Annotated in this window: 9 protein-coding genes; 1 reads left to right on the top strand and 8 read right to left on the bottom strand. The window is 51.0% G+C overall.

Translation table 11 applies throughout. The features are described 5' to 3' along the window. Window positions 1–121 precede the first annotated feature (121 nt). The gene (locus SELR_RS02460; protein WP_014423618.1) at window positions 122–2,092 is read left to right on the top strand and encodes a methyl-accepting chemotaxis protein; all 1,971 of its coding nucleotides are present in this window, start codon (window positions 122–124) and stop codon (window positions 2,090–2,092) included. 75 nt (window positions 2,093–2,167) lie between these two features. Here the strand turns inward: SELR_RS02460 and SELR_RS02455 are convergent, their stop codons facing one another. From SELR_RS02455 to SELR_RS02420, 8 genes are all read right to left on the bottom strand, one after another. Then, a complete protein-coding gene (locus SELR_RS02455; RefSeq protein WP_014423617.1) occupies window positions 2,168–4,153 on the bottom strand; it encodes an autotransporter outer membrane beta-barrel domain-containing protein in 1,986 nt (661 codons plus the stop codon). A 273-nt stretch (window positions 4,154–4,426) separates the two neighbouring features. Continuing rightward, window positions 4,427–6,220 (bottom strand): glycoside hydrolase family 9 protein, encoded by a 1,794-nt coding sequence (locus SELR_RS02450; RefSeq protein ID WP_014423616.1) that lies wholly within the window; start codon window positions 6,218–6,220, stop codon window positions 4,427–4,429. Window positions 6,221–6,281: 61 nt separating this feature from the next. Beyond that, window positions 6,282–7,073 carry a beta-glucanase gene (gene bglS, locus SELR_RS02445; RefSeq protein WP_014423615.1) on the bottom strand — a complete coding sequence of 264 codons (792 nt, stop codon included), beginning with the start codon at window positions 7,071–7,073 and terminating at the stop codon, window positions 6,282–6,284. 16 nt (window positions 7,074–7,089) lie between these two features. Next, complete coding sequence (locus SELR_RS02440) at window positions 7,090–8,508, bottom strand: 6-phospho-beta-glucosidase (RefSeq protein WP_014423614.1); 1,419 nt, start codon at window positions 8,506–8,508, stop codon at window positions 7,090–7,092. A 2-nt stretch (window positions 8,509–8,510) separates the two neighbouring features. Further along, window positions 8,511–8,837, bottom strand: a complete 327-nt coding sequence (locus tag SELR_RS02435) for a PTS sugar transporter subunit IIA (protein ID WP_014423613.1) — start codon at window positions 8,835–8,837, stop codon at window positions 8,511–8,513. Between the two features lie 13 nt (window positions 8,838–8,850). Beyond that, a complete protein-coding gene (locus SELR_RS02430; RefSeq protein WP_014423612.1) occupies window positions 8,851–9,153 on the bottom strand; it encodes a PTS sugar transporter subunit IIB in 303 nt (100 codons plus the stop codon). Between the two features lie 26 nt (window positions 9,154–9,179). After that, window positions 9,180–10,445, bottom strand: a complete 1,266-nt coding sequence (locus SELR_RS02425; protein ID WP_014423611.1) for a hypothetical protein — start codon at window positions 10,443–10,445, stop codon at window positions 9,180–9,182. Window positions 10,446–10,505: 60 nt separating this feature from the next. Beyond that, on the bottom strand, window positions 10,506–11,864 hold the full coding sequence (locus tag SELR_RS02420; protein WP_014423610.1) for a PTS sugar transporter subunit IIC: 1,359 nt from the start codon (window positions 11,862–11,864) through the stop codon (window positions 10,506–10,508). Between the last annotated feature and the right edge of the window lie 215 nt (window positions 11,865–12,079).

Raw genomic sequence — 12,079 nt, 5'->3', positions numbered from 1 at the left:
GTTTTTTATTTTTCGCGCAGAACGAAACAGCAGGATTTTGCCCGCCTTTCGCGAAGTAAAGCAATTAGGATGTAATTTTATTTTAGACGGGATAAAACCTGCCAGGAAAGAGGGGAAATTTATGGGTTTGCGACAAAAATTCATGGCGCTCTCGGGCATCATGGGACTGCTGATGGCCATTGTGGCCATTACTGGCTATATAATGGCCAGCAATGACCTGGGCAAAAGCGTGGACAGTGAATTGCGGGCGACGGTTTCCCGGGAAGCCATGGAACTGGATGGCTGGCTGCGGGAAAAACGGGCCTTCGGTGAAGCTACCACCAACTACATGACCAGCCTCAACGGCAACTATGACATCATGCACAACAAGGAGACTCTGGGCACCACCATTTCCGACAAGGAAATCCTCGAAATGACCGGCGGTACCGAAGACGGCTGGTGGATGGGCTTCTACACCGGGGACAAGACCGGCAAGCGCGACCCCCGCCAACGCCCTTGGTACAAAGAGGCCAAGGCTCAGGATAAGGTATTGTTCACCGAAGCTTATGTAGCCGCCAGCACCGGTAAACTAGTGGTATCCGTAGCTGCACCGGTCAAGGCCAACGGCCAGTTCATCGGCGCTACCTGCGTGGATATCGCTCTCGATGCCATCAGCGAGCAGGTCAACAAGATGAAGTATCACGGCGAGGGCGTCGGCATTGTCATGGAAAAAAGCGGCAATATCCTGGCCACCTCCGGTGCCGGGGAGCCTATGAAGAAGTTCCAGGAAATCAACGGCCTGGGCCAGCACTTTGACGAAATGGTCAAAAACGGCGAAGGTTATTTTGAATTTACCCTTGATGGCGTGGACAAGGTATTTGCCTATCAGACCGTGCCCTCCACTGGCTGGATTATGGGCATATCCGTACCCAGTGACTTTGTCTTTGCCTCCCTTGTGCACCTGAAATGGGTGTTCATCATCCTCACTTTGGCCGGCCTGCTGCTGATTGGCTTTATCTGCCGGAGCTTTTCCGCGCGCATCATCGGCCCGCTGGCCAAATTGGAAGGCCATGCCACCCAGATGGCCCAGGGCAATCTGGCCATCGACACCCTGCCGGTGGAATCCAATGACGAGATTGGTTCACTGACTACAGCCTTCAATACCATGAGCACCAACCTGCGCAAGCTCATCACCAAGATGGCCACCACCAGCGAACAGGTGGCCGCTTCCTCCCAGGAACTCACCGCCAACGCCCAGCAGTCGGCAGATGCCGCCGTACATGTGGCCGAAACCGTAGGTGAAGTTTCCTTCAGTATGGAACAGCAGCTCTCCGATATCAACGGAGCCAAGAAAAACGTGGACGATGTCTACGCCGATGTGACCGCCATGGCGGCCAAGGCCCAGACCGTCACCGATACCTCCAACCGCACGGCAGAAGCCGCCCACAGAGGTTCCCAGCTGATGGAAAACGCCGTGAAGCGCATGGGCAATATCGAGCAGAGCGTAATGGCCTCTGCGGAAGTGGTACAGAAGCTGGGCGAAAACAGCAACCAGATTGGCCAGATTGTCGAAGCCATCTCCTCCATCGCCGAACAGACCAACCTACTCTCCCTCAATGCCGCCATCGAGGCCGCCCGCGCTGGCGAACATGGCCGCGGCTTCGCGGTAGTCGCCGAAGAAGTACGCAAGCTGGCCTCCGAATCCCAGGATTCCGCTGAACAGATCAAGGCCCGCATCGCCTCCATCCAAAGCGACACCGCCGAAGCGGTACGCGTCATGCAGGCCGGCAAAGACGAAGTGCAGTCCGGCACCGCTGCTATCCGGGAAGTCGGCGAACAGTTCGAAGGCATCCTGTCCATGGTCAACGGCATCCAGCAACAGATGGAAGAGATCAACACCTCCGTAGAGACAGTTGCCACCGGCGCCGGCAATATCGTTACAGCTGTGGATTCCATCGACAGCATCAGCCGCAAGACCTCCGAAAACACCCAGAGCATTTCCGCCGCCACCGAGGAACAATCCGCGTCCAACGAAGAGATTGCCGCCGCCTCCCAAGCTTTGGCTCACATGGCCACGGATATGCAAACGGCTATCGGACAGTTCAAACTTTGACAAGCTAAAATAAAAAGGATGTGACAAGTGCTTTCCACTTGCCGCATCCTTTTTTGGGTATCTTATTGGATTATCTTAGAAGTTGTACTTGAAGCCTAAGTTGCCCACAACACCGCGCTGCTTGCCAGCCCAGCCGGTAACACCAAGGTCGACGGATACGGGGCTCTTGCCCGGCTTAATCTGCCAGCCGAGTTCCATCATGCCGCTGCTGCCCTTGACGCTGGGAGAAGCCGTTTCGCAGCCATGGTAGGTTGCCCGGGCATCGCCCTTGATTTCGTATTGGTAAGCTGCACCAACGTAAACGCTGTTGTTATCATTTACATGATGGGTAAAACGTGCACCCAGACGCAGGCGCTCGCTTTCTACACTGTCGAATGTAATCTGATCAGCACCTGCAGCACCGTTGATCTTCACATCAACTTCATCACCATCCATATGGCTGTAGAAGTATTTTGCATAGGTATCCAGCGTGTTGTTCCCTTTCAGCTTGGAAACCGTACCTACCCCCAGATGACCAGCCCAATAGGAGCTGCTGCTGTCATAGGATGCATGAGTTGCAACTGAGAGTTGGCTGCTATAATCGGATTTCACCCGGCCTGCACGGAGGCTGCCTTCATAGTAAAGGCCACGGGAGTTGGTCTGACGTCCCATGACGCCGACACCCCAGAAACGGCTCTTGCCATCAGCCTTGAGGCCGTTATTCTGATAGCTGTCATAGCTGCCTCTGCCGTATTCCACTACCGGAGCAAGCAGATACGTCTTGTTGCCCTTCTTGACTTCCCGGGCAAAACCAACATTCAGGTTGTAGCCTTTGGCATCCACATGGGAACCGCTGTTGGCCCGCAGATTGGAACCGCCCACAGCGGCAAACGGAGCAAATTCCCCGCCCTCAGATGCATCAGCTGCCACTTTTGCCTGGGTGAAACCAGCACCAGTAAGCATATCGGAACCCCTATTGAGCATCATAGCTGCAGCTTCCGGAGTCTCCACCAAAGATTTCACACGCTGGGACGTCTTTATGGCAGAAGCTTTTTCCTCGTCACTGCCGAGAACATTACTGGCTTCGCCACCATCCGAATCACCAGTATAAGGCTGAATATCCTTAACCGTAGCCGTCAGCGTTGTGTCAGTTGAGCCAAGTTCAAAAGTATATTCTGTATCAGAGAGCACATCACCAGCAGCTACCATCTTGATGTTGTTCTTAATATTACTATCAATTTTACGATCTCCTGTCGGAGCATTCGACAGCTTCGTACTTTCCAACAGATTTACGGTGTCTCCCTTTACCAGTTTCACGCCGCTCTGCGCTGCCACACCGACATTGACACCATTCAGATCCGTGCCATATTCATTGGTGACCTTCAGCATAGTGTCACCAGCAGCGATATCAGACGGCAGGAAGAAGTTGATATTTTCAAAGCCACCGAACCACTGAGTTGTTACATTTTTAGCCGCAATATTTAGCGTATTGCCGTTATTACCAGCACTATAAGTGCTGTTTTCTGCACCTTTCAAGGCATCAAGTGTTATCGACGTCAGGATGTTGACCGTGTTGTTCTTGATATTCTGAGAATCAGCCTTCGAAATGCCGCCAAAAACCTGCAGGGATCCACCATCAGCCACTGTAGTGCCCTCACCAATGGTCACTACGTTGCCGCTTACTTCCTGATCGCCAGTGCTGTAACCACCAGCAACCTTACCCCACATTTTGCTATTCTTGATCGTAATCGTATTACCTGTTACATCTGCATCTCCAGGAGTGCCTTCACCATCAGCCATATTAGAACCAGCAGCACAGTAATGATCATAACCTGCCTCAAAACCATCGAACGTAACTGTGTTTCCCGAATTATCCCCAGCAAATTTCCAATCTTTATCCTCTACACCTGGATTGTCCTGCTTCCACAATCCGCTATAATAAGTACCATCATTAGTAACTGTAGCTTCTGCGGCACCAACCGTACTGGGAACCATTGCTCCGCTGACACCGGTCAATAATGCTGCCCCCACTGCCAAACGCAGCCATTTAGACTTCTTATCTGCACGCTGTTTCTGCGACATATGTACTACTTCCTTTCTCCTCTAAACAATCTCTTCCCCTAAGGTGATTCTAATATATCATTACTTCGTCTTGTTCTACAACGATTCTGAATAGCTTTGAAACAATGGTACATTTGTTTTTCTTTTATTTATTCGCATTTTGTATCGCCGTTACGGCGCAAAGTTTCCCCATGATAGAGCCGCTAAACTCCTATCATGGGATTCTTGCATATTTGCGGCTCGTATAAAAAAAATCACCGCCCCCAAAACCGGGGGCGGCTTGTGATATAAGGGTTATTTAGTTATAGAAGGGAATTCCCGGGTTAACTTGAGATCTTTTGCCGTGACGTTCACGGGTTTGGCAAACCATGCCAGGGCATAGGCAGCCGTGCCGGTGTAGTCGATGGCGTATTCGTTTGTGGACCAGGAGCTCAGTACGTCGATGTAGGATTTAGCCACAGGGACTTTGTTCTCTTCGAGGTACTTGGTCTGATCCGGGTCCCCGCCCTTGATATGGTTGGGGCCGCCCACGAGGAGGCCGGGCACGTAAGCGCCGGTGCTTTCATGGATGCGGTTATGGGGATGTTCTGGCGGGTTGGAGCCCATGCCGGTCAGGAAGCTGCGGTCTAGGGAGTTGCGGCCGAGCATATAGTGAATCTGGGACAGAGCCCCTTCTTCGTATTCAGCCTTGGGCTGGAGCTGGTAAGCCATCAGCAGCATATCGCCCTGGGTCATGGCATTCTTCGTGGAAGCCCAGGTGTATTCTTCCTTGGACAGAGCACAGCCAAAGCCGTCATTCTTGATCTTACCAGCAATCATGTCCGCATAATCGAGGTAAACCTTCTTGACTTCGGCCTGGAAGCCGGCATCGGCTTTCGGGGCAATGGCGTAGGCGAACTGTGCCAAAGCAAGGGTATTATCCCAGGTGAAGAAGCCCGGAGCTTTCAACAGCTCTGCCTTGTTGGCTTTGAGATAGTCTTCATATTTCTTGTCGCCGGTGGTGCGGAACATTTCCGCTGCCATCCAGAGGCGTTCCTGAATATCGTTGGTGTCGTTGTAGGGGCCGGAACCGCTTTCCTGGCCTTCATCCACACGATAGATGGATTCTTTCGTCTTGGAAAGATAGTTCCAAACCTTGTCGGCATCCTTCTGCAGGGACTTGGCGTAAGAAGCATCCAAGCCTTTATAGACGCGGGCGCCGATGGCGAGGCTGGCACCGTACATAGCCGTGCTGGCGGTGCAAGTGCTGTAGAGGAAACGATCCTGGGTGTCAGAATCAGGGCTCTTGTCAAAGCCCGGCCACTGGGCACCGGACACCTTATGGAAGGTGCTGCCGTCCTTGCGCATCATCTTCTTGAGGAAGTCGAATTCATACTTCACTTCGCTGAGCGCATCGGGGAGTTTCTTATCATAGGAAACTCCTTCCGGGAAGAGCAGTTGGCCCTTCGTGAAATGATCCGGATGAGCTTCGTAAGCCAGCAGCAGTTCAGCTGCGGCGATAGCACCCGTGGTGGTGTATTTGCCGTAGTCACCGGCATCATACCAGCCGCCGGATACATCAACCTTGTCGCCCTTCTTGTTGAGCTTGTCGGTGAAGTAAACCTGCGCAGCCTTGTCCTGCGGGTGGCCCATCTTGACTTTCAGGCCAGTAACGTCCTTATCGTCAATGGGTGTGCTGCAGCGGGACAGGGTGTAAGAACGCCAGGTCTGCACAGCGGGAATGGCGTAAACATTATCCCCGATGGCGAATTCATAGGATTCACGATTACCCACCTTCAGCTTATAAGTGCCGGGGGTGTTGAAATCCGTAAAATCAGCCTTGCGCAGGGTTTCTTCCGACAGGGCATCGGCCTTTGCCGCCGACAGCTTGCCGGTATAGACCACCTTATTGGTCTTGGCATCTACGAGACTGAAATCCGTTTCCTTGGAATCCGTTACCATGGCCGTCTTGTCGCGGCCGGTGAGATAACCAACCTGATCCACGTGCATGCCTGCATCAGCGGCTTCTACCAAAGTTGCTGCACCGCAGGTTCCAACCATGGCCAGACCTGCTAAAACGAGTTGACAAAGCTTTTTCTTACTCTGCATGTTCGAATCATCTCCCAAAATTTGCCTTCCCCGGTCGGGGAAGGCATTTTTTCTTTAGATTTTATTCAGAGAACGGAGTGTACTTAATGGATTTGTATTCAGCAGTCAGCGGCAGATTGCTGTCATCGAAGGCTTTGAGCCAATCATCTACGCCCTTACCCGGCCATGCGTTCATCATGATCTTCTGCTTGGTCACAGGCAGGTCTTCATTTTCGCGGCGGAAAACTTCCTTGCCATCGACGAACCAGATGATGGAGTTCTTGTGCCATTCAAAAGCATAGGTATGGAAATCTTCGGAAGCATCGAAGCCCAGATCAATCATCTTTTCATGACCGCCCTTGCCGTTGCGGAAGTAGTTCAGCTGCACCTTCGTGGTGTCTTTGCCCAGCACTTCGAAGTCGATTTCATCCCAGGGATCGCCATCATAGGGGCCCGTGTAAGTGAAGAAGGAAGAAACAACGCCGTCGTTCTTGATGGCCTTCATCACGACTTCATAACGGCCATAACCATAGGTGGCCTTGCTGCGATATTCACCGCCAGAGTACGGAACCTTGTCGGCAGCCGGGTTTGGAGATTCGTCAACCGTCAGCTGCAGAGCGCCATCTTCGAAGGTGACATTTTCTTTGTGCCAGAAGCAGTTGAAGGGCATGCCGTTGGTCCAGCCATTGGAAGCTTCGAACAGGGCATTTTCCCCCTTGGTCAGGTCTACTTCAAAAGCATCGCTGGCTTTGGTTTCCGTAGCAGGAGCAGCGGAAACAACTGCCGGGGTAAAGAGGTCCATGGAAACAGATACGGGAGCGGCCAGAGCCATCAGAACTGCAGCGGCCACAGCTTTTTTGCGGATATCCATCATTTTTTCTTCCTCCTCATCAATAGCTTAAATCTTCGCCATTGCTTTCAATAACCTTCTGATACCAGTAGAAGGATTTCTTCGGGCTGCGTTTCAGAGTGCCTTCACCCTTGTTGTTCTTGTCCACATAGATGAAACCGTAACGCTTTTCCATTTCGCCGGTGCTGGCCGAAACCAGATCTATGGGGCCCCAGGGGCAATAGCCCATAAGGGTGACGCCATCTTCCTCGATAGCCTTTTTCATCTGAGCGATATGCTCAGCAAAGTACTTAATGCGTTCATCATCCTGCACCACGCCGGTTTCGTCCGGTTTCTCGTGGAGGCCGATGCCGTTTTCCACGATCATCATGGGCAGTTCATAGCGTTCTGCCAGAACGTTCAGCATGTAGCGCAGACCAACCGGGTCAATCTGCCAGCCCCAGTCGGAAGCCTTGACATACTGATTGGGGATTTCCTTGGACAGATGGCGGCTCGTCTCGTCATACTCGCTGACAAAGCTCATGTAGTAGGACAGGGCAAAATAATCTACCTTGCCTTCTTCCAGGGCAGCCAGGTCGCCGTCTTCCATCTTGATGTCATAGCCGTGGAGTTCCCATTCCTTCAGCATGTACTGGGGATAGTGGCCGCGGCACTGCACATCACTGTAGTAGAAGGTGCGATCCATTTCCTTGAGGGCCGCAATCTGATCCAGCGGTTTGCAGGTTGCCGGATAGGAGGGGGACATAGCCAGCATGCAGCCAATCTGGAAATCCGGGTTGATCTTGTGGCCTTCGATAACAGCCTTGGCAGAAGCCACCAGTTCATGATGGGCCACCTGATAAAGCACAGCGTAACGGTCTTCGCCATCCTTGTAGATGACACCAGAGTTGGTGAAGGGAGCAAACGTCTCCTTGACATTGCGCTGGTTGTTGATTTCGTTGAAGGTCATCCAGTATTTGACCTTGTCCTTGTAGCGCTCGAAGCAGACCTTGGCGAAGCGGACGAAGAATTCCACCAGCTTGCGGTTACGCCAGCCGCCGTATTCCGTTACGAGGTGATAAGGCATTTCGAAATGGGACAGCGTGATGACCGGTTCCATGCCGTACTTATGCATTTCATCGAACAAGTCGTCATAGAACTTAAGCCCTTCTTCATTGGGTTCCAGTTCGTCCCCTTTCGGGAAAATGCGGGTCCAGGCGATGCTGGTGCGGAAGCATTTGAAACCGAGCTTAGCCAGCAGAGCAATATCCTCTTTGTAATGGGAGTAAAACTCAATGGCCTCGTGGTTCGGGTAAATCTTGCCCGGCAGTACACCGTCGGTGATTTCCCGGGGCTTGCCCGGGCCACCTACGGTCATGACGTCAGCAACGCTGATGCCCTTGCCGCCTTCTTTCCAGCCGCCTTCCAGCTGATGGGCGGCAACAGCGCCGCCCCAAAGGAAACCTTTTGGGAAACTCATATTCAGGCCTCCTTCTTCTCCGCATCAAAGCGCTTATACACATCAATGAATTCCAAAGCGATGGTCTTGAAACCTTCGGCGCTCATGAGCTGATCTTCTGCGTGGAGGATCAGCAGGCCGATGTTCTCACCTTCACCGGCAGCTTCCTTCTGCAGGAGGCCGGAATGAGCATCGTGGCCTTCCACGAAAGCTTCGTCGCCGTCTTTGATAAGCTGTTCAGCCGCTTCATAGTTGCCCTTCTTGGCTTCCTGAATGGCTTCGATATAGCAGCTGCGGGCCGTGCCCACAGCGGAAATAATCTGAAATGCAGTAAGTTCTAAACCTTCCATCGTGTAACCTCAATCAATCATTCATTAACTTGCGAGCGAATTCCAAAGCGGCCTTGCCGTCCATGCGGCCATACATGCGCATGTCGATGGCATCTACAGGCACACCGGGAACCTGTTCCGCGATCTTGTTCTTCTGGAAACGGATCTGGGGGCCAAGCAGGATGCAGTCCGCATCGTTAGCCTTGGTAGCCGCATCCGTAGCGGAGAAGGCATCGATGGAGCATTCGTAATTAGCAGCAGCAGCAGCTTCCTGCATCTTCTTGACCAGCATACTGGTGGACATGCCAGAGGCACAGAGCAAAACAATCTTTTTCATGATATATACTTCCTTTTCTTAAAATCTTAGAAATGATAGTCAATCTGGGTACGGATGAAGTTACGATGATACGTCTTATCCGTATCGCCCCAAGTAATTTTATGCATCTTTGCAAATTCGTAGAAGGTTTCCCATTCAATATTCTTAGCCGGAACATACTTAAAGCCAAGAATCCAACCACGAGAACCAGGCTGCAATGCGCCCCATTCTTTATCGCCAAATACACCAACCAAATTGTTAGCATTCTTAGCGTAATCATACCATCTAGCATAAAGCTGGAAAGAACCAGGATTATCAATATTAGACCAGCGATAGTTAAGACGCAATGCCGTATAATCCTTATCTTTGTACGTGGTGCCATTGGCCTCATAAGACGCTGCCGTTGTACGGGCATAATCACCGATCAAGAACAAGTTCTTCGCGGGATTCCACATTCCACTGATAACGTATGCCCAAGTACCTGCCGTATTTTTGATAGGATCATGATATGCACCATCATAGTATTCTGTCCCTAAGTAATCATGCTTGCCTACATTCGTTTTTAAAACGGCACTATTGATTTGCAACCCACGGCTTACTTCGCCCTGTACGCCAACACCAGTTACATTGAAATGATAGCCTTTATCCGTCGGGCTAAGATGGAACGCTTTAGCTTGTAATTTTGATTTTGGTATATCTGTTCCTAACACGATACCATCGGTTTCATTGCCGAACAGGACATTCTGGAAACCCAAGCCACGCCATCTGCGGCCTACATCAACCGACACTTTACCAACAGAGCCTTCTGCCCATACACGCTGAATCATGCCTTTTTCATCATCATGACCGGTATGATATTTAGTCTCATTGTTAACTCTTACTACAGACTTGGCATAACGGGGGTTGGTTTCACTTTGGAATTTAAAATTCCAACGATCATTTACTTTAAACGTACCTTGCAAGTCCAGATAGAAACGACGATTATCATTTCTATCGCTATAATTAAGGATATTATCATTATCCCAAGATACCCGGCCAAAACCATGAAGCTGTACGCGATTCTGCGCATCTTTCAGCCCTTTGATGGCATTTTTATTGCTTTCTGCCACCTTGCTGGTGCGCTTGAGTTTTGCATTTTCCTTTTTCAAAGCGTCCAGCTGTTTCGTGAGCTGCTGCTGCTGGGCTTCGATAGCGGCAATGCGGGCGGCCAGATCCTGGTCAGCAGGTGCCGAAGCCGGAGCGGCAAATACGCTGCCAGACATCCCCAACGTCAGGCCTAACAGAACAGCGGCAGTTTTTTTCTGATTAATCATCACAAATCCTCTTTTCTCTACTCCATTCACTGATTCACATAAAGCTTGCTTCTCTAAATCTTAGTTTTCAGCAGCCGGCTTGATTTCAGCCTTTACTGCATTGTCTTCCTTTTCTTCTTCCATTTCGCCCATTTCCTCTTTCAGGAATGCTTTATCCTGTGCTTTGAGGAAGGGGAAGTAGATTACCGTAGCAATGGCCAGGTTGATGATCTGTACCACTGCACCCTGCCAACCGTTGAGCAGGAAACCGGCCACAACCGGCGGCGTGGTCCAGGGAACCTGTACGGCACTGAACGGAGCCATGAAACCAGTAGTGATGGCGAAGTAAGTCACGAACATTGCAATCAGCGGTACGATAACGAAGGGTACCAGCAGATACGGGTTAAATACAATCGGCAGACCGAAGATGATCGGTTCGTTGATGTTGAACAGGCCGGGAACGAAGGCCATCTTCATCAAGGATTTGAGCTGCTGGGAACGAGCCGTGAATACACCAGCAAACAGAAGGCCGAGAGTCAGGCCGCAGCCGCCGCTCTTAACAAATACATCGTTGATCTGGCAGGTGAAGATCTTTGCTTCCGGGTTGTTGATGAGGCTCATGCCGGCATCAATCAGATGCTGGTTGTCAAGGGAGTTGGCAATCAGCAGCGGGCTTACCACGCCGCCAACTACGTTCGGGCCATGGATACCAGCCCAGAACAGGATGCTCTGGAGACCGACGATGATGGAACCACCGGCCAGGGAGTCGGACAAGCCCTGCAACGGCGTCTGGATCACTTTGAAAACGAGTTCCGGCAGCGTCGTTGCGCCGATGTAATGGCAGAGGCCATAGAGTACAGAAGCGGAAGTGAAGAAAATCATGCCCGGTACCAGAGCCGTGAAGGCTTTAGCAACACCGGAGGGTACGGAATCCGGCATCTTTATGCCGATGTGGTTCTTTTCGCAGTAGCAGAACACATAAGAAACGAAGAAGGCAATCAGGATAGCGGTGATAACACCGTTACTGCCAACCCATGCTTTCGGAATGATATCGCCAACCGTTTCGCCGCCCTTGCTGATGATCTGCGGCGGCATCAGGATAAGGAATGTTGATAATGACAGGATGGAAGCCATGATGGCATCGCAGCCTTCATTCTCCACAAACTTATAAGTAATTGCTAAAACAACGATCAATGCTAAAACACTGAAGGTACCACCAGCAACCGCATTCAGCGGAGCCGTCCAATCGGCACCAAAGATAGAAGCCATAAATTCCGGATAACCCGGCAGCGGCAGATTTGCCAGCAGCAGGAATACCGAACCGCAAATGGTAAATGGTGTGGTCATGATGAAACCATCACGCAGAGCCGCAACAGCTTTGATCTGAGCGAACTCACCCATGAATTCGATAAACCTATCGAACATCTCTTGTCTACTCATTTTTCTTTCCCTCTCTAAAACTTTTTATAACATGGGGTTATGCGCTTAACCCCCGTTCCCCTTAAGGTGATTCTAATATAACATAGCGCAAATCACGAAACAATAAACTCAAACCAATACGAAACACTGATACACGGATAATCGTATTATGTGTAACAGCGTGTAGCACTGTTACAGCAAAACGATGTATTCTAAAAATTCCATCATATCTTGCT

This window comes from Selenomonas ruminantium subsp. lactilytica TAM6421 (assembly GCF_000284095.1).
Taxonomy (GTDB): Bacteria; Bacillota; Negativicutes; order Selenomonadales; family Selenomonadaceae; genus Selenomonas_A; species Selenomonas_A lactilytica.
This window is presented reverse-complemented; position numbering and strand designations above follow the sequence as displayed.